This window comes from Polaribacter ponticola, from assembly GCF_026191475.2.
Classification (GTDB): Bacteria; Bacteroidota; Bacteroidia; order Flavobacteriales; family Flavobacteriaceae; genus Polaribacter; species Polaribacter ponticola.
In genome coordinates this window covers 153,118-177,755 of sequence record NZ_JAOSLC020000003.1, presented here as the reverse complement: position 1 = coordinate 177,755, position 24,638 = coordinate 153,118, and the positions used below count along the sequence as shown (strand labels likewise).

Here is a 24,638-nt window from a genome sequence, read left to right as displayed (position 1 = left end):
TTACTTTTTTACTAATTTACTGAAACAGAACAAACTACAAGAACTTTGATTTTTACTATTTTTGCCAAAAAAATCATTGCACATTGAAAAAAATATTAGTTGCCTCTTTTTTAATTCTACATTTATTCTCTTTTTCTCAAGAAAAATACCCAAAAGATTATTTTATTCCCCCTTTAAATATCCCAATCGTATTATCTGGTTCTTTTGGAGAATTAAGAAGTAACCATTTTCATGCAGGTTTAGATATAAAAACACAAGGCAAAGAAGGTTTAAATGTTTTTGCAGCTGCAGAAGGTTATGTTTCTAGAATTAAAGTACAACAATACGGATACGGAAAAGCAATTTATATTACGCATCCGAATGGGTATACAACGGTGTATGGGCATTTAAGTAAGTTTGCTAAAGATATCGATAAATACGTAAAATCTATTCAATATAAAAAAGAGAATTATGCTACTGGTAATTTATATTTTAAAAAAAGTAAATTCCCAGTAAAAAAAGGTCAAATTATAGGTTTTTCTGGTGATACAGGTGGTTCTGGCGGACCGCATTTACATTACGAAATTAGAAATACAGCTACAGAGAATGTAATTAACCCTTTATTTTTTGGATTAAAAGTTGATGACACAAAAGTTCCAACAATACAAGCTCTTAAAATATATGCTTTGAACTCTAATTCTAGGGTAAACCAACAAACGAAAAATTTTCAATTACAAATTAAAAATATTGGAATTGGAAAATATATTGCAGATAAAGTAACAGCAAATGGACTTATAGGTTTTGGTATAAGCGTATTTGATAGATTTAACAAAGCTCCAAATAAAAATGGAATTTACAGTTTAGAAATGCTCGTAAATGGCAAGCGATTTTATTACCACAATGTAGAAACATTTTCTTTTTCTGAAAGTAAATTTTTAAATTTACACATAGATTATAAGCATTATAAAAAATATAAAAGAAAATATCAAAAAACACATAAAGTTACTGCTAATAAACTATCAACCTATAAAGATTTAATTAATAATGGTAAAATAAACATAAAACAAAACTTAAATTATACAGTAGAAATTATTGCTAAAGATTTTAAAGGAAATACTAGTTCTGTTACAATACCTATTACCGGAGTAAAAAATAATTCAATTTATACAGAACAAAAAGACACAACTGCATATAAAATAATTGCAAAGAAATTTAATAAATTTAAACAAGAAAATGTTACCATTGCTTTTCCTAAAAACACGTTTTATAAAAATGTTTACTTAGATTTTGAAATTAAAAATGGAGTTGCAAAAATACACTCACCTATTATTCCATTAGATAAAAGTTATACATTAACTTTTAACGTTTCAAAATATTCCGAAGCAGAAAAACAACAGCTTTATATTGCTAATGTAGATTATGCTAAATATCCAAGATATAGAAATACTAGAAAAAAAGACAACACATTTTATACCACAACAAAAACTTTAGGTAAATACAGTTTATTAACTGATAATCAAAAACCTAAAATAAAACTACTATATATAAAAAACAATCAATGGATTTCTAATTTTAAAACATTAAAAGTTAAAATTAGTGATATAGGATCTGGCATAAAAAACTATAGAGCAACCATAGATGGTAAATGGATATTAATGCAATACAATCATAAAAAAAGAATTCTAACCTATAATTTTAGTGATAAAAAATTGGTTGGTAGCAAACATATCTTTAAACTTGTAGTATCAGATAATGTTGGAAATACGAATAAGCTTTCTACAACGTTCTTTAAAAAACATATAAATTAACTTTTGTGAAAAAAATATGCTTCTTTTTGTTACTAATACCTAGTTTACTAGTAGCACAAAAAACTACCATACTTAAAGGTACAGTTAGAGACAGTAAGAAAAATCCAATAGAAAAGGTATCTATTAAGGTTGGTAAAATTGGAACTATAACTGATGAAAATGGAAAATATCAAATAAGAATTCCTTTTAAAGAAGAAGTAACTTTATTTTTTAGTCATGTTTCATATAGAACTTTTTCAAAAAAATTTACTGCAAAAAGTAGAAATGCTATTCGCTTCTCTCCTATTTTATCTTTAAAAACAGAACAGTTGGATGAAATAGTTATTAAAGATCATAAAAAAAAGGCTCAAGGTTTTACTAAAATTGATGTAAAGAAAGCAATAAATATTGTTGGCCCTAATGCTGGTGTTGAGAATGTTTTAATGACATTGCCAGGAGTAAGTAACAATAATGAGTTAAGTACGCAATACAATGTTAGAGGTGGAAATTTTGATGAAAACCTAGTTTATGTTAACGGAATTGAGGTTTATAGACCTTTTTTAATAAGATCTGGTCAACAAGAAGGTTTAAGTTTTATAAATTCTAATATGGTGCAGAATATTAATTTTTCTGCCGGTGGTTTTCAAGCTAAATATGGCGATAAATTATCGTCTGTTTTAGACATAACTTACAGAAACCCCACAGAAACAGCAACAACAATAGACGCTAGTCTGCTAGGTGCTAGTGTAACTTTTGAAGGTAACTTTTTAAATAAAAAACTAAGCACAATTACTGGAGTTAGGTATAGAGATAATAGTTTATTTGTAAACAGTAAACAAATTGAAACTAATTTTAGACCAAGATTTACCGATGTACAAACTTATTTAACCTATGATTTTTCAGAGAAATTTTCCTTAAACTTTTTAGGAAATTTTTCTTTAAACAATTATAATTATCAACCTTTATCTAGAAGAACTCGTTTTGGAACTGTAGCAGAACCATTAGAATTAATCGTTTATTACTCTGGACAGGAAAGAGATAAATACCTTACTATGTTTGGTGCATTATCTGCTGATTATAACATGAATGATAATTTTAAATTAACTGCTACTGCCTCTAGATACAATACCCAAGAAGAAGAACATTTTGATATTGCTGCCCAATATAACCTTGGAGAAGTTGATGCAAATATAGGCTCTGAAAATTTTGGTGAAGTTGAATTCTCTCAAGGAATTGGATCTCAATTAAATCATGCTCGTAATGATTTAGATGCCTTAATTACTAATTTTCAAATTAAAGGAACGATTAAAAAAGGTAAAACAGAGTGGAGTTTTGGAGTAAAATATCAAAAAGAGGAAATTAAAGATAGAATTAGAGAATGGGAAATTATAGATTCTCTTGGTTTTTCTATAAGACCACCAAGTCATGCTGCAAACAACGAACCTTACGAACCTTTTGAAGGTGATATTACTGCTTATCAAAATATTAGAAAAGATAATGAAGTAAGCATTAATAGAGTTTCTGGTTTTGTACAATTTAATCAGCGTTCTTTTTGGAGTGATCATGAAATATTCTACAATTTAGGTGTTAGAGCTCATAATTGGTCTGTACTTGGTAACGGAATCCAATCTAAAAATAAAACTATTGTTAGTCCAAGAGCTCAATTTGCTATTAAACCCAATTGGGAAAAAGATATGTTATTCCGAATTTCTGGTGGATTATATGCACAACCACCTTCATACAGAGAATTAAGAAATTTTAATGGTGATATTAATGTTGAAGTTAAAGCGCAAAAATCGATACACTACGTTGCAGGTATGGATTATAGTTTTGATATGTGGCAGAGACCTTTTAAACTTACAACCGAATTATATTATAAAGATCTTTCTGATGTAAATGCTTATACTATAGATAACGTTAGAATCCGTTATAGAGCAGATAATGTTACAACTGCTTACGCACATGGTTTAGATGTTCGTTTAAATGGCGAATTTGTTCCTGGAAATGAAAGTTGGGTAAGTTTAGGTTATTTAAAAACGGAAGAAAATATTAATAACCAAGGTACAATTGCTAGACCTTCTGATCAGCGTATAAAATTTGGGATTCTTTTTCAAGATTATGTACCAAATTTACCAGACTTAAAAGCGTATTTAAACCTCGTTTATAATACGGGTCTTCCAGGAGGTTCTCCTTCTTACTCAGACCCTTATAATTTTCAGCAAAGATTAAGAGATTACAAACGTGCAGATTTAGGTATTTCTTATGTTTTTACAGATGTTAATAAACGTTATTCTGAGGGATGGTTATCAAATTTTAAAGAATTAACTGCTGGTTTAGAACTCTTTAATATGTTTGATATTCAAAATTCTATTACAAATACTTGGGTTAGAGATGTGTATTCTAAAACACAATTTGGGATTCCAAACTTTATGACTGGTAGAGTTTTAAATTTTAAAATTGGCATGAAGTTTTAACAAAAAATGCGAGGTACAAATCTGTACCCCGCAAAATTCAAAAACAAAATACACTCTTCTCTTTTTCTTATTTTTTGATTAACTTTTTATTAATAAATCCTTTATCGGTAATTACTCTTACTAAGTAAATTCCGTTTGCTAAGCTTTTTAAATCAATTAAGCTCTTATTACTTTCTATCACCTTCTTTCCTATTGAATTATATATTTCAATAGTTCTTAACATTATATCATTAGTTATTGTAATCTGGATATTTGTTGTTGTAGGATTAGGATACATAGAAATACTTTCTGTTAAGTAGCTTTCTATATTTAAAACAGTCTTCGAACAGAAAGTATTATAACTTGCTATTGCATCTTTTTTCCAATCTGCGTTATTATTTGCTATGTCTACATCATCAACCTGAATACAGCTTAAATCTGGGTTACCAGTTACATCAACTTTAATTAATGTAGTGTTAGAATTATTATTTAAATTTAAATAGATTAATTTATTATTTGCTAAAATTAATTCTGTTATGCTTGTAACTTTAGAAACATCAACTTCTTCAAGCAAGTTATTTGAAACATTTAATTTTTTAATTCCTTCTGCATTATTTCTTGTAAAGGTTTTCTTTTCTCCTGTTGTTTTAGAAACAACAACTACAGAAGTATTATCTAATAAATTACTAATATCAGTAATATTATTTCCAGAAACATCTATACTTTCTGCATTAGAAAAAGCTTCCAAACCAGTAGCATCTGTAATATTTTGACCACTTAAGTCTAAATTCCCTGTAAAAGATTGAGCTTCTTCATAAGTAATCTCTCCATCTCCATCGTCATCTAAACCTGGAATTGAGATTAGCGCACTGTCTAGTTCTTCATCTTCAGTATAAATTTCCCAAACAGAATTACAATCTATATTATAGTTTGTTTGTGCATCTTTATTTGCCCAATTAGTATTAGAATAATCGACATCATCCACAGTTACACATTCTAAATTAGGATTATTTAATAAGCTAATGTCAGAAATAGATGTGTTATTTCCATTTTGTAAAACAACTCTTTCTAAATTATTATCATTCAATATAAGCTTTGTAATTTTGCTATTTTGATTAATATCAAAATTTACAATATCATTATTAGAAGCATCTAATTCAACTAAATCTGTATTATTTGTCAATTTTATTCCAGTAATATTATTGTTTTTAGCAACTAGCCTAGTTAAGACTGTTAAACTATCAACATTTAAAGAAGTTAGATTATTACCTCCAATTTCTAACCATATTAATTTTTTGTTTTTTGATAAATCTACTGAACTTAAATTGTTGTTTTTAACATTTAAACCAGTAATATTTATAAAAGCCTCTATACCTGTTAGAACTGAAATCCCTAAGTTTTCTCCTTTATCAATCTCTCCTGTTATTGCTTCTGCTTCTGAAACTTGAATTTCATCATCTCCATTTGTATTAATAAAAGCGTCAGCAACTAACGCTACTTTCATATTAGCATCTGGTATATAAACTACAGGATTTAAAAACAAATCACAATCTTCACTAAAATTAGTTTGTGAATCTATATTTACAAAAGTTGTTTCTGCATAAACGACCTCATCAACCTGAATACAAGATAAATTAGGGTTTCCAGTTGCATAAAATTCTGTAATATTATTATTCCCAGAACTTTTAATATTTAAAGATGATAAATTATTATTTTCTGCATGAATAATTTTTAACCTTGGATTCTTAGACAAATCTAATGCAGTTAGTAAATTATCATTACTCCATAAGTAATCTTCTAATAATACATTTGAACTTACATCTAAACTAGTAAGAAGATTACCAGATAAACTTAAAGCATTTAAAGCTAAATTTTTACTAACATCTATATCTGTAATTTTATTTCTATCTACGACTAATTGTTCTAAGTCTATTAACATTGAAACATCTAAACTTGTTAATTGATTATCTCCAATAAATAAAACTTTAATTGCCTTATTATTACTTAAATCTATTGATGTAATATTATTAAGACTACACCCAAGAGTTTCTAAAGCTGTAAAACCTTGTATACCTTTTAGATCAGAAATATTTTTTGATTCAACATTTAAAAATGTAACAACTTCCGCTTCGCTTTTAAGAATATTACCATTTAAACCATTGGTATCGTGCCCTAAATCTATTAAAGCTTGTTCAAAGTTTGCATCTAGAATTAACAATACTTCCAAAGCCTCAACTGGCCCTTGTAATTCACTTTCTACACTTGTACCAAATTCTGTTCCGTCATTTGGTGTTACTTCAAAACTGATGTATTTACCAACATCTTCTGTGGTTAAAGTATAAGTTTGTGTAATTGCATCTGTAATTGCTATTTTATTCGTTCCTGTAGCATCTTCTGAAACATACCATTTGTATGTTGATCCGGCTTCTACATCTGCATCAAAATCTGAATATTCATAACTTGCTGTTAGTACTTCTGCTTCTGTTAAAGTTCCTGATATTTGAACATTAGTTACTGTTGGTGCTGTATTTACCCAAATTGCTTCAATTGGCCCTTGCAATTCACTTTCTACACTTTCTCCAAATTCTGTTCCGTCATTTGGTGTTACTTCAAAACTGATGTATTTACCAACATCTTCTGTGGTTAAAGTATAAGTTTGTGTAATTGCATCTGTAATTGCTATTTTATTCGTTCCTGTAGCATCTTCTGAAACATACCATTTGTATGTTGATCCGGCTTCTACATCTGCATCAAAATCTGAATATTCATAACTTGCTGTTAGTACTTCTGCTTCTGTTAAAGTTCCTGATATTTGAACATTAGTTACTGTTGGTGCTGTATTTACCCAAATTGCTTCAATTGGCCCTTGCAATTCACTTTCTACACTTTCTCCAAATTCTGTTCCGTCATTTGGTGTTACTTCAAAACTAATGTATTTACCAACATCTTCTGTGGTTAAAGTATAACTTTGTGTAATTGCATCTGTAATTGCTATTTTATTCGTTCCTTGTAAATCTTCTGAAACATACCATTTGTATGTTGATCCAGTTTCTAAATCTGCATCAAAATCTGAATATTCATAACTTGCTGTTAGCACTTCTGCTTCTGTTAATGTCCCAGAAAATGTAACTGAGCTTACTGTTGGAGCTGTATTTACAAAAACAGCTTCAATTGGCCCTTGCAATTCACTTTCTACACTTTCTCCAAATTCTGTTCCGTCATTTGGTGTTACTTCAAAACTGATGTATTTACCAACATCTTCTGTGGTTAAAGTATAACTTTGTGTAATTGCATCTGTAATTGCTATTTTATTCGTTCCTTGTAAATCTTCTGAAACATACCATTTGTATGTTGATCCAGTTTCTAAATCTGCATCAAAATCTGAATATTCATAACTTGCTGTTAGCACTTCTGCTTCTGTTAATGTCCCAGAAAATGTAACTGAGCTTACTGTTGGAGCTGTATTTACAAAAACAGCTTCAATTGGCCCTTGCAATTCACTTTCTACACTTTCTCCAAATTCTGTTCCGTCATTTGGTGTTACTTCAAAACTAATGTATTTACCAACATCTTCTGTGGTTAAAGTATAACTTTGTGTAATTGCATCTGTAATTGCTATTTTATTCGTTCCTTGTAAATCTTCTGAAACATACCATTTGTATGTTGATCCAGCTTCTACATCTGCATCAAAATCTGAATATTCATAACTTGCTGTTAGCACTTCTGCTTCTGTTAATGTCCCAGAAAATGTAACTGAGCTTACTGTTGGAGCTGTATTTACAAAAACAGCTTCAATTGGCCCTTGTAATTCACTTTCTACACTTTCTCCAAATTCTGTTCCGTCATTTGGTGTTACTTCAAAACTGATGTATTTACCAACATCTTCTGTGGTTAAAGTATAACTTTGTGTAATTGCATCTGTAATTGTTATTTTATTCGTTCCTTGTAAATCTTCTGAAACATACCATTTGTATGTTGATCCAGCTTCTACATCTGCATCAAAATCTGAATATTCATAACTTGCTGTTAGCACTTCTGCTTCTGTTAATGTCCCAGAAAATGTAACTAAACTTACTGTTGGAGCTGTATTTGTAAAACAATTTACACTATAAACTGAAGTATTATTTATACTTGCCCAGTTTTCTGTAGAATAGCTCACATCATCAACTTGAACACAAGTTAACTTTGGATTATCACCTAAGTAAACTTCAGCAACTTTATTATTATTTGTGTTTTGTAAGTTGATCTCTGCTAATCCCGTGTTACGAACAATTGTTATATTAGTTAGATTATTATTTTTTGATAAATCTAAAGTAGTTATAAAACTATTACCTGTTAAAACAAAAGTTTCTAGATTTTCATTTTCTTGTAGATTTAACGAAGTAAGTTTACTTGAAAACAAATAAAATTCTTTTAACAATGTATTTTTAGTTAGATCAATTGTTTCTATTAAAGTTTCACCTGCATTTAAATACGAAAGACTTGTATTCTTACTTAAATCTAAAGATGTTATTTCATTTACCGGCAACCAAAGTTTCTCTAATAAAATATTATTTGTTAAATCAATCGTAGTTAACTGATTTTCAGATAAATCTAAAGTATTTATTTTTAAATTACTACTTAAATTTATTGCAGTAAGTTTATTATAAGAAATTGATAAATAAGATAATTCAATATTTTCTGATAAGTCTATACTAGAAATTTCATTTAAATAAGCCTCTAAATATACCAAGCTTGACATACTTTCAATTCCTGTTAAATCTGTAATTTTTGCAGATACGTTTGGTAATAATACGTTATTAATTGGATTTGAAATTTTTAAACTATCTATTGCTTGTGCGTCTGATAAAAGAATATTACCGTTTAATCCATTCGTGTCTTTTCCTAAATCTATTAAGGCTTGTTCAAAGTTGGTGTCTGGAATTACAACTGTTTCTTCTGTTTGAAAACCACAATCTAAATTAAATACTGAAGCGTTTTCTATATTTGTGAAATTTGTAGTTGCATAAGTAACATCATCAACTTCAATACAATTAAGATTTGGGTTGTTATTAAAATTGATTTCAGTTATTAAGGTATTATTTCCATTTTTTAAATTGATTTTTTCTAAAACTCCATCATTTAAATAAACTCTTTTTAAATTTACATTATTAGATAAATCTAATTCTTTAATTAAATTACTCTCTAAACCTAAACCTTCTAAAAGTGTATTATTACTAACATCTATTTCAGTAATTTTATTATCAAGAAACCATAAACCTGTTAAGTTAATATTATTACTTACATCTAAAGTGGTTAATTGGTTATTTCTAACAGACAAAGTTGTTAATGCAGTATTTTTTGAAACATCAATTGATGTTAATTGATTTTCAAATGCTCCTAGATAATCAAGTTTTATATTATTTGTTACATCTAAAGTGGTTAATTGATTTTTAAAAACCCAAAAACTAACTAACTCTGTATTATTTGTAACATCAATAAAAGTTAATTGATTACTTTGAACCTGAGCAACCTCTAATAAAGTATTTGCTGAAAAATCAATTGAGGTTAATTGATTGTTATGAGCAATAAAATATTTTAAATTAGGAAAAATTGAGGTATCAAAAGCAGTAAAGTTATTATCATTAATTTGTAAATTTACTAACGAAATATTATTTGATAAATCTATAACAGATAACCCATTCTCAAAAATACCTAAAGCAAGTAAATTTATATTTTGTGTTACATCTAAACTAGTTATTTGAGTTCCTCCAATCCAAATTGCTTCAAGATTCAAATTTTGGGTCACATCTATTGTGCTAATATTAGAATATGATAAATCTAAATTTTTTAAATTATTAAAACTTGTAACATCTATTGCTGCTATAGGGTTATTTCTTAAATTAATAGACTCTATTAAATTACTATCTGAAAAGGTAATCGTTGATATACTATTATTATCAGCATAAAGTTCTGTCAAATTCGTGTTTTGTGATAAATCTAAATTAGAAACCTCATTTGTTGTAGCATTTAAAAACGTTAGATTAATCATACTTTCAATACCTGTTAAATCTGTAAGTTTTGCAGATACATTTGGTAATAATGCATTATTTATTGGATCTGAAATTCTTAAACTATCTATTGCTTGTGCTTCTGATAATAAAATATTTCCATTTAATCCATTAGAGTCTTTACCTAAATCTATTAATGCTTGTTCAAAGTTTGTGTCTGGAATAACTACAACCGGTGTACTAAAACAACTTGTACTAAAAACTGATGTATTATCTACATTTGTGAAATTTATGGTTGAATATTCAACATCATCAACTTGAATACAAGTTAAGTTAGTATTATTCTTTATCTCAATTCTTGAAATTAAAGTATTACTCCCATTGTTTAAATTTAAACTAGATAATAATGTATTATTTATAACAACATCTTCTAATTGATTATGGTTTGATAAATCTAAATCTCCAACCTTTTTAACTTGATTTATATCAAGCTTTTTTAAAAGCAAATTTTGTGATAAATCAATATCTGTCATATTGTTGTCATACAAAGACAAGTTTTCTAATTTTGTGTTTTTTGTAAGATCAATAGTACTTAACCCTGTATTTCCTAATTCTAAAATTTTTAATTCTGTATTTACACCAACATCAATAATATTTGTTTTCGTGTTATTTGCAGCAAACTCCTCCAATACAGTCATATTTGAAACCGATAACCCAGATAAATTTGTGTTATTATTTAACCATAATCTAGTTAATAACGGGTTATTGCTTAAATCTAATGATGCTAAACTATTATTAGATGAAAACAATTCTGTTAAGTTTGGTGAGTTTGTTAAGTCTAAATTTGTAGCTCCAATATTATCTATACCAATTTTTATTAGGTTTGTAAATATGGATGTATCTATGTTACCAATTTGTGGGTTATTACCAACAAAAAGATATTCTAATAACGGATTATTAGTTAAATCTAAAGCTGTTAAACCATTACCATCCATTTCAAATGTTTTTAATTTTACATTTGAAGTAACATTAATATTGTTTATTTGATTACTACTCGCTCTTAAAGAGGTTAATTCAGTTAAATTGGTAACATCTAAAGAAGTAATTTGATTGTTATACATCCAAATTGAGGTTATTTTTGGATTATTACTAAAATCTACTGAAGTAACTTGATTATCAAAAATTGTATACCATTCTAGATTAGGAGAATTACTAACATCCATTGCTGTTAGCATATTGTTTTCAGCTAAAGCTCTTTTTAGACTAGTCATAGAACTTAAATCTACATTTGTAAGCTGGTTGTTACCTATATATAAATATTCTAAGCTTGTTTGTGTCCCAAAAATTATACTCGTTAAATTATTATTATAAGCAAATAACTGTTTAAGGTTAGAGTTATTCGAAACATCTAAAGTTGTTAATAGATTTAACCCTAATCCTAAATTTTTTAAATTAGGATTATTAGCTGTATTTACTGCTGTAAGCTCATTATCACTAGCATCTAAATAAACCAGATTAGACATACTTTCTAAACCAGTTAAATCAGATATTTTTGCATTTACATTTGGTAATAAAGAATTATTTATAGGATTAGGAATACGTAGAGTATCAATTTTTTGTGCATCACTTTCGGTAATTGTCCCATCTAATAACCCTTTAGTATCCCAACCTAAATCTATTAATGCTTGTTCAAAATTAGTGTCAGAAATAGTAACTTTAGGTGTAAAACAATCTGTACTATATAAAGAAGAATTGTCAATATTAGTGAAGTTTGAAGTTGCGTAACTAACATCATCCACTTGTATACAAGATAAATTAGGATTAGATCTAAAATCTATAGCTGTTAAATTTGTGTTAGCTCCATTATTTAAATTAATTTTGGTTAATTGGTTAGTTCCTAAAATTACTTTAGTAAGTTTTTTATGCAAACTTAAATCTATTTCTGAAGTAAGTAAATTATCAAAAGCGCTAAATTCGATTAGCTCTAAGTTGCCAGATACATCTATACTTGATACTTTATTATATTTAAAGTCTAAATATCTTAATTTAGTATTATTACTAACATCTAAAGACGATATATTATTTTGTTGAATATCGAACCTATCTAACTCTCCCAAATTAGAAATATCTATTTGAGACAAATCATTACCACTTAATCTTAGTGTTACTAATAAATTGTTATTACTTACATCTATAGTACTAAAATTATTATAACTTAACCAAGCAGTCGTTAATAAAGTATTATTACTAAGATCTATTAACTCAATTGTGTTGTTATTATTTAAAAACAACGACTCTAATTGAGTTAAATTTGTAACATTAATTTCTGTTAAATTGTTATGAGCTAAATCTAATCTCTTTATTAAATTATTATTAGATAAATCTATCACAGAAATGTTAGAATAAAACAAATCTAATGTTTCTAATTTAGGATTATTTGTAACATCTATACTTGTAAGCGCATGATTACCCAACACCAAACTAGTTAAATTAGGCATTGACTCTATACCTGTTGCTTCTTTTATTATTAAAGATGTATCCGGATTAAAATCATTTCTAAAGTTAAGTTGAGTAATTGCTTCTGCCTCACTTTGCAAAATATTTCCATTTAATCCATTTGTATCAAATCCTGCATCAATTAATTTTTGCTCAAAAACGGTATCTGGTATTAATACTACAGCAATAGAACAATCTTCACTATATCTTGCTGATGTAACATACGTCCAATTTGTTGTAGAATGATTTTCGTCATCAACTTGAATACAATTTAAATTTGGATTATTACTAACATATAACTCACTTAAATTTATATTATTTCCATTTTTAATATTTAAACTTGTTAGCGAATTATCATTACAAGCCAATTTAGTTAACACTAAGTTATTACTAAGGTCTAAACTTTCTATAACATTATTAAAGCACCATATCTGATATAAATCAATATTATTTTCTAAATTTAAACTTGATAATGAATTATCATTACATAATAATGTTTCTAATTTTATGTTTTTAGTAACATCTAATTCTGATAAAGAATTCTCCTTACAATTTAAGTTTATCAAATTTATATTTTTTGATACATCTAAAGAAGTTAACAAATTATTACCTACGTACAGCTGAGTTAAACTTGTAAAATCTTCGATTCCTGTTAAATTTGATATATTTTTACCATTTAACTCTATAGATGTTATTGAATTAATATTTGCTGTATTTACAGAGCCATCTAATACATCATCATAGCCTAGATCAATTAAAGCTTGTTCAAAATTATTATCTGGTACGTTTGTAACTCTTTCTGTTTCTTCATTAAATAAACGTGAAATATATCTTTGATTCTCATCACTATTAAAACTAATAAAATTTCCTCCAATTATTATTTTACCATCAGATTGAATAGAAATGCCATAAATATACCTATATTGCCCACTTGCCCCTGTTCCTATATCAAAAGTTGTATCTAAAGTTCCATCAGAATTTAAACGTGCAATTTTATTTCTAGAAATATTAGCCACTTTTGTAAATCTTCCAACAATCACAATTTTCCCATTGCTATCTATAGTTAAATCTTCAACAATATTATCAGTTTTAATTGAAGAAAAACTTGAATCTATAGCTCCATCAGTATTTAAGCGATAAATTTCTGAGCTATTTCCTACTACTATTTGCCCATCATTTTGTATTGCTATACAGTTTGCATATAAATTTGAATTAAATGCACTATCTATAGTACCATTAATATTTAGACGAATTAATCTTGTGTAAGTATCACTAGAACGTAAATAAACAATACCACCAACTAAAATTTTTCCATCAGTTTGAATTTTAATTGAATTTACATATTCAAAAATTGAATCTCTAGTAATTGAAGTCAAATAAGAATTAAAAGCTGTTAGTATTGTTCCATTTGCATTTAATAAGACCATATTATAACTAACTTGTTCACTTACTTTTGAAAAAGAACCACCAACAATAATGTTTCCATTGCTTAAAACTTCAATAGATTTTATTTCAGAAGAATTACCATTTTCATCAACAAAAGGTACTGAAGTAAAAGATGAATCTATTGTGCCATTAGAATTTAATTTATAAACATAAGTATTAGTGTGTGTGCTTGAAGAATTTGTTAAAACCTGAAAACCAATAAGTATTTTCCCATTAGATAAAATTTTTATTGCGCTTATATCTACTTGACTAACTCCTTCTCCTGTGATTTCATTGCTAAACTGAAATGAAGTATCTAAACTACCATCAGCATTTATTCTAGCAATCTTGTACCTTGGAGTTCCATTATAGGACGTAAAATATCCACCAACTAGTATTTTTCCATCAGATTGAGTTGCTAATGACGTAACCCCAGAGTTAAATCCTGTACCAACAGTATTAAATGTATTATCAATACTTCCTGCCGGTATTGTTTGTCCATAAGCGATAAGTCCAATAAATAAACTTAACATTAATAGTAATCTTGTTTTCATAGCAATATAGTTTTTAGTTGAGTTAATGTTTCCAAAAATGATAAATAAACAAAAGACAATCAATACCTATAATTAGGTATATTTCAATTTATCAAATAAATTAAAAGCCTTGGCGTATTGGTACCAATCAAAATGAGATTTTAGATCGAGTTTTTGTTTTATTTTTTTCTATGACAACCAACAGTTGTTGCTTCTATAAATAATAGTTCTCCAATTTCTTTAGAAGAATAACCATTAACAACTAGATTAAAAACTTCTACTTCCTTATTGGTTAATGTGTTGAATTTTGCGGTATTATTTTTTATGAATTGCTTTTCTAATAAAAGATTTTTAGAAAATTTAGCTAATTCAGTTAAATCTTCTAAACCTAAATTATAAAAACGTAAAAAATCTTCAATAAGGTTTATAGGGATTTCCTTATCATCTATTCTGTATTTATTATCAATAGGTTTTAATGTAGTGTAATCATATAATTTTTTAACTCCCATAGTAATAATTCTTTTCTTTAACAAAATTAATTTGAACTCATAAAAAAAACCATACTTTAGTATGGTATTTTTACCTATGAAAAAGACTATAAAACTATTACTCCTTTTATTTTTAATTAATGCATGTACTGTTTATGAAAATGATATTTCTCATCAATTTCAAAATGAAATTAAAATGCTTAATTTTAAAAGCGATTCTTTAACAATAAATTCTGCAATTAAAGAATATGAAAAAGGAAACTTTACAAAACCAATTTATAAAAAAGTTTTTTACACCTTAAAAGATGCTGAAAATACATGGCTTCATTTTAAAATAGACTCTTTAAAAGAAGATTTACATTTAATTCTTTGGAACAGTTATCTAAAAAAAGGAATGGTTTATCTTGTTGCTAATAATAAGTATGAAACTCTTCATAATCATAAAAGATATAAGCCTTTAAAAAATAGAAAAATTCACTTTAGATTACCAACTTGGAAACTAGAAAAAAACAATTTAAAGACTGATGTTTTTATTCAAATAAACGATAATGATAGGCATTTATCTAATTTTAAATTTTTACTTCTTAATAGCAATAATTTTTTAAAGTTTACACAAATAGATAAAAATTACAATGTAATAATAAGTACATTTTTAATTATTTTAGGCTTAATTATCTTTATCTTTTTTGCTGTACAAAGGCAATTTAACATGCTTTGGTATTTAGGTTATATAACTTTTTTAATTACTGATTTTTTAATTTTTAAAGGCATTTGGTATAACGATTTATTATACAATTACCCCTTTCTTTTTCATAATTTAAAAACAATAACACAAGCATTAATTGTATTATTTGGCGCATTATTTTTCCTGCAATTTTATCCTTTTCCTAAAAAGAAATCAATTGCAAAATCTCTTCTTAAGATTGCAATTTTTAGCACATTAGGAGTACTAATAATGCTATTTATAAAATTTATATTTAATGATATGCAATTTAATTTATATTGGTTTTGGATACCAATTAGAATTGCAGCTATTTTAATTGTAATCGCACACTTTATATTAATTTTCCAAAAAGTAATTCCGTTATATTTAGGTCTTGCATTTTTTCTGTCTATGCTTTTTGGTTTAATTCATTTATCTATAAACCCAACACCAATTATCTCTATACAAAAAGCTTTTTTTATAGAAAACTTCTCATACTTAACAGCCGTTTTAGAAACTGTATTAATTACCTATTATATTTTAAGTAAAATTATAAAAGAAAGAATATTAGCAATAAAACTTAAACAAGAAAATTTAAAATTACGTACTAATTTTCAAAACAATTTATTAAAAAACCAACATAATGAGCGTAACGAATTAGTAAGTAATGTTCATGATACTTTTGGTGGTTATTTAGAAGCTTTAAAACTACGCTTATTGCAAAAAAATGATAACACTCCAGAAAAGGTACAAGAAATCTTAGATGCTTTTTACAAAGATTACCGCTATCTGCTAAACAGTTTATATGCTCCAAAAGTAAACTCAGAAAATTTTATAGAAAATTTAATTGAGTTTTGCGAAAAACTAAATCAACTTTCTAATAGTACAATTAATCATAATTTTTCAATTATAAACAGTCAACTATCACAAGAAAAGTGTTTACATCTGTACCGTATTATTTCTGAACTAGTTACAAATGCAATTAAACACTCTAAAGCATCAGAAATAAAAATAAATATAAAACAAGATAGTGTAAATGAAATTATTTTAGAAGTAAATGATAACGGAATTGGTTTTAATACCAACTCTATAACTAAAAAAGGTTTTGGGTTAAATAATATTAAACAGAGAGTAGAACAGATAAAGGCAAAAATTAATATTAACTCAAATAATTTAGGTACTAATATTTTAATTACAATTCCAAAAAATGAATAAAATACCCATAAATGTAGTTATCGCAGATGATAATCGGTTTTTTTGTGATGCTTTAAAAGATAGTTTAAACTTTCATAAAGAGTTAAACGTAATTAATACATTTATTACTCTAGAAAGCTTAATTAATTTTACTGCTAATCATAAATTCGATATTTTAGTATTAGATATAAATTTTAATGGTAAAAGCTCTTTAGATAATATTAACAAAATAAAACTTAAAAGCAGTAGTTTTAAAATAATTGCATTAACTACAATGAATAATAGCTTTATAAAAGATAAAGCTTATAGAAATGGGGTAGATTTATTTTTAGGAAAAGATACTGATTTAAATAACTTTAAAGATGAAATTTTAAGTTGTTTTCACAACGATTTATCTGTAACTGAACCTTGTTCTTCAAAAATTAAAATTGGTAATTACACTTTTACAAAAAGAAAATTAGAAATTTTACAAGCTCTTTATATCCATTCTGATAAAAAAGAAAAAGAGCTATCAGAAACATTAAATATCTCTGAAAGCTCTTTAAAATCTCATAAAAGAGATTTATTCGAAATTACTAATACCAAAAACACTCCTGAATTATTAAAATTCGGAATTCAAAATGGCTTAATTATTTCTTAGTCTAAAATTTGAGCAGCATGTGCTTTTGTTTTTACTTTTAATATAACATCTTCAATAACACCATTTTCATCTATAACAAAAGTAGTTCTATGTATTCCGTCATATTCTCTTCCCATAAATTTCTTTGGCCCCCAAACATTAAAAGCTTCTATAACTACTTTCTCTTCGTCTGCTAATAAAGGAAAAGGTAATTCGTGTTTATTAATCCAATTTTGCTGTCTTTTAGCAGAATCTGCACTTACGCCCAAAACATCATATCCTTTTGCTAAAAAAGATTGATAATTGTCTCTTAAATCACAAGCTTCATTTGTACAACCAGGTGTACTTGCTTTTGGGTAAAAAAATAACACTAGTTTTTTTCCTGTATAATCTAATAATTTTACAGTATTTCCTTTTTCATCTTTTGCTTCAAACTGTGGAGCTTTATCTCCTATTTTTAGTGATGTCATTATTTTATATTTTGGTTACAAAGGTACAAAGCAAGTAAGTAACAAAGTTTAAAATAAAACCTAAATATTACTTTGTAACTTTGCAACTTGTAAACTTTGCAACTCCATAAAATGACCAAACAAGAAAAAGTACAATTTGTAATAGACACTTTAGAAGAAAAGTATCCAGAAATACCGATTCCTTTAGATCATAAAGATCCTTACACACTTTTAGTAGCTGTTTTATTATCTGCACAATGTACAGATGTTCGTGTAAATAAAATTACTCCTTTATTGTTCGCTAAAGCGGATAATCCTTTTGATATGGTTAAAATGACGATAGAAGAAATTAAGGAAATAATTAGACCTTGTGGTTTATCGCCAATGAAAAGCAAAGGAATATATGGCTTGTCTAAAATTTTGATTGAAAAATATAACGGTGAAGTACCAAAGAGTTTTGAAGGCTTAGAAGAATTACCAGCTGTAGGTCATAAAACAGCGAGTGTTGTAATGAGTCAAGCTTTTGGAGTTCCTGCTTTTCCTGTTGATACACATATTCACAGATTAATGTGGCGCTGGAATTTAACAAACGGAAAAAACGTAAATCAAACCGAAAAAGATGCAAAACGTTTGTTTCCAAGAGAATTATGGAACGATTTACATTTACAAATTATTTGGTACGGAAGAGAATATTCGCCAGCAAGAGGATGGAGTTTAGATAAGGATATTATTACAAAAACTATTGGTAGAAAAACAGTTTTAGATGAATATTATAAAGGTAAAAAATAGTTTTTTAGACAGTATAGGTTCTTAAATTTTTAGAAATTCTGAAAACTAGTTAAAATCTATTTATTGGCAAAAATGTGCGTTAGGGATAGAAACGACATCCTTTTTTGAGGAATGAAAAAAAGATATAGTGTAAAGCCCGACCTTTTAAGGTAACAGCCAAATAATAAATTTAATTTATAAAAAAAGCCTCAACATTAGTTGAAGCTTTTTCCTCTCTTAATTCAAATTCAATTCAATGAAATCTTTTGATTTGGTTCTTACAATAGTTAACGACTTGGAAAAATTAATCAAAAATTGAACTGTTTCTTGTTTAGGTTTCATCTGAAAATCAGAAGACTTTTTAAAGTAAATTTGCATCATATAGTTAATTTAATAGACTGGTTATAAATTACTAACGATACTAAATTACTTTTATTGTTAATCCACTAAAATAATTTTATGTTTCTCTATTAACTTACGCATATTTATTAAAGCATAACGCATTCTACCTAAAGCTGTATTAATACTAACACCAGTATTTTCGCTAATTTCTTTAAAACTCATATCTTTATACAAACGCATTACTAGAACTTCTTTTTGCTCTTCTGGTAACTCTTTAATAAGCTCTCTAACATCAGAAAAAATTTGTTCTTGTATCAATTGTTTTTCTGCATTAAGGCTTCCATCACCTAAAACAGAAAAAATATCAAATTCATCTGTATTTTTAAAAGAAAGCATTCTATTTGTTTTTCTAAAATGATCTATAACCAAGTTATGAGCAATTCTCATAACCCAAGGCAAAAACTTACCTTCTTCATTATAATTTCCTTTTTTTAAAGTTCTAATTACTTTAATAAAAGTATCCTGAAAAACATCTTCTGTTATATCTCTATCTTGTACTTTACTATAAATAAAGCTAAATAATCTTTGTTGATGTCTTTTTATTAGAACTCCTAAAGAGGCTTCTTTTCCTTTAATATAATCACTTACAAGTGTACTATCTGAAATTATTTTTTTCTGCACCATAATTACTTTTCGAAGAACAAGTGTTCTTCTAATTTATTAAAACTATTAATAATTTAAAAAGTAATTTTTATCTATATGCGTCTAATTTTGTGATTCTTAAGTAATCAAATATAGAATTTATTTTTAAAATAACAAATTTTTTAACAAAATCAATCTCAAACTTTTTTTCATCGATTAAATTAGTGGTATTTTTATCACTTATATTCTTAAAAATGAAAACTGATATTTCTACTGTAAACCCGAAAGAAAACATCATTATAAAAGGTGCTAAACTGCACAATTTAAAAAATATTGATGTTGTAATACCTAGAAATAAATTAGTAGTTATTACTGGGCTTTCTGGCTCTGGTAAATCTTCTTTAGCTTTTGATACTTTATATGCAGAAGGTCAAAGACGTTATGTAGAAAGCTTAAGTTCCTACGCTCGTCAATTCTTAGGCAAGTTGCATAAACCTAAAGTAGATTTTATAAAAGGGATTGCACCTGCAATTGCTATAGAACAAAAGGTAAACTCTACCAACCCTAGATCTACAGTAGGTACAAGTACAGAAATTTACGATTATATAAAATTATTATACGCTAGAATTGGTAAAACCTTCTCTCCTATTTCTGGTAAGGAAGTAAAAAAAGATACGGTTTCTGATGTAGTTAAATTTGTAAAAGAATTTAATGATAAAACAAAATTATTACTACTTGCACCTATTGTTATTGATGAAAATCGTGATTTAAAAACACTTTTACAAGTATTAGAACAACAAGGTTATGCACGTTTAAAATGGAATGATAAAGTATATAGAATTGGAGCTTTTCCTCTAGAAGATTTTAAAAACGAACCTTTATTTTTAGTCGTTGATAGAATTGTAACCAAAGATGATGAAGATTTTTACAACAGATTAGCAGATGCTGTACAAACTGCTTTCTTTGAAGGAAAGGGAATTTGTTTTATAGAAAACTTAGAAGACAATAAAGTTGCAGAATTTAGCAATAAATTCGATTTAGACGGCATGTCTTTTTTAGAGCCTAATACGCATTTATTTAGTTTTAACAATCCGTATGGTGCTTGCCCAACTTGCGAAGGTTATGGAAATGTAATTGGCATTGATGAAGATTTAGTAATACCAAACACAGGTTTATCTATTATGGAAGATTGTATTTTTCCGTTTAAAACACCTTCATATATACATTATAAAGAAGAATTAATTTCGGTAGCATACCAATTTGATATTCCTATTCATAAACCTTGGTTTCAACTTACAGAAACACAAAAAGAACTAGTTTGGAACGGGAATAAATCTTTTAACGGAATCCATCATTTCTTTACCGTTTTAGAAGAAAAAAGTTACAAAATTCAGAATAGAGTAATGCTTTCTCGCTATCGCGGAAAAACAAATTGTACTTCTTGTAATGGAAAACGTTTAAGACATGAAACTGAGTTTGTAAAAATAAATGAGAAAACAATTTCAGAATTGGTTTCATTGCCTTTAGATGAATTGGCAGTTTTCTTTAAAAGCATAAAACTAGACAAATACGAAGAGAAAATTGGAAAACGTTTACTAACAGAAATAAATAATCGTTTGCAATTTTTAACTGATGTTGGTCTCTCCTATTTAACCATCAACAGAACTTCAAATACACTTTCTGGAGGAGAAAGTCAACGTATAAACTTAGCAACTTCTCTAGGTAGTTCTTTAGTAGGTTCTATGTACATATTAGACGAACCAAGTATTGGTTTACACCCAAAAGATACCGAAAGATTAATTGGTGTTTTAAAAGATTTAAGAGACTTAGGAAACACTGTAGTTGTTGTTGAGCATGATGAAGATATCATGAAAGAAGCAGATTATATTATAGATATTGGCCCAGAAGCAGGAACTTTTGGAGGTCATGTAGTTGCTGAAGGTGATTTTAAAGAAATTTTAAAATCAAATTCTTTAACTGCTAAATATTTAAATGAAGATTTAAAAATTGAAGTACCTAGAAAACGAAGAACTTCAAAAAATAAAATTGAAATTATTGGAGCTAGAGAAAACAATTTAAAAAATGTAAATGTTACTTTCCCACTTAATTGTTTATCTGTAATTACAGGAGTTTCTGGTTCTGGAAAAAGTACATTGGTAAAAAATATCTTATATCCAACCATGCAAAAAAAACTGAATGGTTTTGGAGATAAAATTGGTCAGCACACAGAAGTTAAAGGAAGTTTTGACACCTTAAAACATGTAGAATTTATAGATCAAAACCCTATTGGGCGTTCTTCTCGCTCTAACCCTGTTACTTACATTAAAGCCTATGATGATATTAGATCTTTGTTTTCGAATCAAAAATTATCAAACATTAGAAACTATAAGCCAAAACATTTTTCTTTTAATGTAGATGGTGGACGTTGTGAAGTTTGTAAAGGTGAAGGTGAAGTTACCATCGAAATGCAATTTATGGCAGATGTACATTTAGAATGCGACACTTGTAATGGAAAACGTTTTAAAAAGGAAGTTTTAGAGGTTAAATTTGATGGAAAATCTATAGACGATATTTTAAATCTAACTATTGATGATGCTGTAGAATTTTTCTCTGAAAATTTGGTAACTAAAATTGCTAAAAAATTACAACCTTTACAAGATGTTGGTTTGGGCTATGTTACTTTAGGACAATCTTCTTCTACTCTTTCTGGTGGTGAAGCACAAAGAATAAAATTGGCTTCATTTTTAGTAAAAGGAAATACAAAAGACAAAGCTTTATTTATTTTTGATGAACCAACTACAGGTTTACATTTTCACGATATTAAAAAATTATTAAAATCTTTTAATGCATTAATAGAACGTGGACATTCTATCATTGTAATAGAACATAATATAGAACTCATTAAATGTGCAGATTATATTATTGATCTAGGTTTAGAGGGTGGTAAAAATGGTGGGAATCTTATTTTTCAAGGATCTCCTGAAGATTTGAGTAAAAATAATCTTTCATTTACCTCAAAATATTTGAAAGATAAGTTAGTTTAATTATTTTTTTCTTAACTTTAAAGGAATAAATTAAATTCCCTTGCAAACCAATTTTAAAATATTAATTGTAGAAGATAATGTTATTATAGCTGATGATTTAGAACAGATCATTGAAAGTTTTGGCTATAATGTTATTGGCAATGTTATTTCTTATGAAAGAGCAGTCTCTTTTTTAGAAAAAAATAGGGTAGATTTAGTTTTAATTGATATAGATTTAGCTACAGAAAAAACTGGTTTAGATCTTGCAAATTATATTAACCAATATATACAAGTACCTTTTATCTATGTAACTTCAAATTTAGATGATCAAACTATAAACATTGCTGCCAAAACAAAACCTTCTGCATATCTAGTAAAACCTTTTGATAACAATACAATATATGCCTCAATTGAAGTTGCTATAACTAATTATATTGAAGAAAAGGTAGATCATAATCAAAATAAAAAAGATCATTTATTTTTAAAGAAGAACAATTTATATCATAAAGTAAAAACGGATCATATTTCTTATGTTAAATCTGATAATATCTATTTAGAAATTTATACTATAGAGAATGATAAATTCCTTATTAGAAACACTTTAAAAAGTTTTCTTACAGAACTACCTTCCAACTTTTATAAATGTAATAAATCACATATTATTAATATAAACAATGTAAAAACATTTAATTTAAATTATGTTTTTATAAATGATAAACAAATTACTGTTTCTAAAGAATTTAAACCTTATTTAAAATCTCTTATAAATTAATACAACAATTTTAAGAAGTTTTACAACATAAATATTTCAGAAAAATATATATTCAGTATTTTCATAATTACATTTATAAAATAAACAAACCATTAAAAAATTAATGAAAGTGCACTCTTCTTCTTTTTTAAAACTTTTATTCGTTATTTTATTTTTAATAATAAACTTTAATTATAAAACTTACTCACAATATAAAAATTCAAAAAATAACGCTTCAAATAAATTTAATGAATTAAAAGGAATTAAAGGATTAATAAATAAGCATAATTTTTACTATAAGACAATAGCCTTCAAAGAAACAGAAAAATTAATACCTATTAAAAAGAGAATTGAATATTTTGAATTTTTAAAAGAGCAAAACAAGAATGACAAAGATATTTATTATATCGATATTATATTATTGAGTTTATATCAAAATAATAATGAAATTGACAAAGCCATCAGATTTGGTTTAGAATCTTACTCTAAAAATAATAATTTAGTTGACGATGATAAAATGTGTCAATTATTAATTATAATAGAAAATTGTTATTCAGTTTATGGTAATAATACTGGTATTGTTTTTATCAATAAAGAAAAATTAAAAAGATGTAACTCAGGACAAATTCTTTTTCATAAAATTTATTTTAAAATGGGTTTATATGACCAAGCTTTAAAATCTTATAAAAAAAACAACCATTTTAATTCTAAAGAATTTTTAAAAAATGATTTATTTAATAAAGCTCAATTTTATAATAATGTAGGTGTTTATCAGATGTATGGAGAAAAAATTGATTCTGCATTAATTAATTATAAAACTTCTTTAAAATTACTTGAACTTCAAAAAAAGAAGATATAAATTATAAAAAAGGAGAAATTGCTTTTTGGATTGGGTTAGTAAATGGTAATATTGCTTCTTGCTACTTAAAACAAGAAAAATATAAAGAAGCTATTCCATTATTTTTAAATGAAATAAAAGAATCTGAAATTCTTTAT

General features: G+C 26.7%; 12 protein-coding genes. 8 read left to right on the top strand and 4 right to left on the bottom strand.

The window, feature by feature from the left end:
* The first annotated feature begins 83 nt into the window (after positions 1-83).
* Positions 84-1,787, top strand: a complete 1,704-nt coding sequence (locus N5A56_RS05530; RefSeq protein ID WP_265724590.1) for a M23 family metallopeptidase — start codon at positions 84-86, stop codon at positions 1,785-1,787.
* A gap of 5 nt (positions 1,788-1,792) precedes the next feature.
* Entirely contained in the window at positions 1,793-4,240 is a 2,448-nt protein-coding gene (locus tag N5A56_RS05525; protein ID WP_265724589.1) for a TonB-dependent receptor, read from the top strand.
* Between the two features lie 67 nt (positions 4,241-4,307).
* Here N5A56_RS05525 and N5A56_RS05520 read toward each other — a convergent pair whose 3' ends face one another.
* Entirely contained in the window at positions 4,308-14,684 is a 10,377-nt protein-coding gene (locus tag N5A56_RS05520; protein WP_265724588.1) for a T9SS type A sorting domain-containing protein, read from the bottom strand.
* A 158-nt stretch (positions 14,685-14,842) separates the two neighbouring features.
* Positions 14,843-15,172 carry a LuxR C-terminal-related transcriptional regulator gene (locus N5A56_RS05515; protein ID WP_274270261.1) on the bottom strand — a complete coding sequence of 110 codons (330 nt, stop codon included), beginning with the start codon at positions 15,170-15,172 and terminating at the stop codon, positions 14,843-14,845.
* A 76-nt stretch (positions 15,173-15,248) separates the two neighbouring features.
* On the opposite strand from N5A56_RS05515, the gene N5A56_RS05510 reads away from it, so the two are divergent.
* Positions 15,249-17,069: a sensor histidine kinase gene (locus tag N5A56_RS05510; RefSeq protein ID WP_265724586.1), complete on the top strand. Its 1,821-nt coding sequence runs from the start codon at positions 15,249-15,251 to the stop codon at positions 17,067-17,069.
* Positions 17,062-17,688 (top strand): response regulator transcription factor, encoded by a 627-nt coding sequence (locus N5A56_RS05505; RefSeq protein WP_265724585.1) that lies wholly within the window; start codon positions 17,062-17,064, stop codon positions 17,686-17,688. The genes N5A56_RS05510 and N5A56_RS05505 overlap by 8 nt, the downstream gene beginning before the upstream one ends.
* On the opposite strand, the gene bcp is transcribed toward N5A56_RS05505, so the two are convergent.
* On the bottom strand, positions 17,685-18,137 hold the full coding sequence (gene bcp / locus N5A56_RS05500) for a thioredoxin-dependent thiol peroxidase (protein ID WP_265724584.1): 453 nt from the start codon (positions 18,135-18,137) through the stop codon (positions 17,685-17,687). The genes N5A56_RS05505 and bcp overlap by 4 nt on opposite strands.
* Positions 18,138-18,248: 111 nt before the next feature.
* Between bcp and N5A56_RS05495 the strand changes: the two genes are divergently transcribed.
* Positions 18,249-18,905 (top strand): endonuclease III domain-containing protein, encoded by a 657-nt coding sequence (locus N5A56_RS05495; RefSeq protein ID WP_265724583.1) that lies wholly within the window; start codon positions 18,249-18,251, stop codon positions 18,903-18,905.
* Positions 18,906-19,322: 417 nt separating this feature from the next.
* On the opposite strand, the gene N5A56_RS05490 is transcribed toward N5A56_RS05495, so the two are convergent.
* The gene (locus N5A56_RS05490) at positions 19,323-19,910 is read right to left on the bottom strand and encodes an RNA polymerase sigma factor (protein WP_265724582.1); all 588 of its coding nucleotides are present in this window, start codon (positions 19,908-19,910) and stop codon (positions 19,323-19,325) included.
* Between the two features lie 212 nt (positions 19,911-20,122).
* Between N5A56_RS05490 and uvrA the strand changes: the two genes are divergently transcribed.
* The 3 genes from uvrA to N5A56_RS05475 all read left to right on the top strand — a co-directional run bounded on the left by uvrA (position 20,123) and on the right by N5A56_RS05475 (position 24,501).
* Complete coding sequence (gene uvrA, locus N5A56_RS05485) at positions 20,123-22,912, top strand: excinuclease ABC subunit UvrA (RefSeq protein ID WP_274270260.1); 2,790 nt, start codon at positions 20,123-20,125, stop codon at positions 22,910-22,912.
* 40 nt (positions 22,913-22,952) lie between these two features.
* Positions 22,953-23,663 (top strand): response regulator, encoded by a 711-nt coding sequence (locus tag N5A56_RS05480; protein ID WP_265724581.1) that lies wholly within the window; start codon positions 22,953-22,955, stop codon positions 23,661-23,663.
* A 103-nt stretch (positions 23,664-23,766) separates the two neighbouring features.
* Positions 23,767-24,501 carry a hypothetical protein gene (locus tag N5A56_RS05475; protein WP_274270259.1) on the top strand — a complete coding sequence of 245 codons (735 nt, stop codon included), beginning with the start codon at positions 23,767-23,769 and terminating at the stop codon, positions 24,499-24,501.
* Positions 24,502-24,638 lie beyond the last annotated feature (137 nt).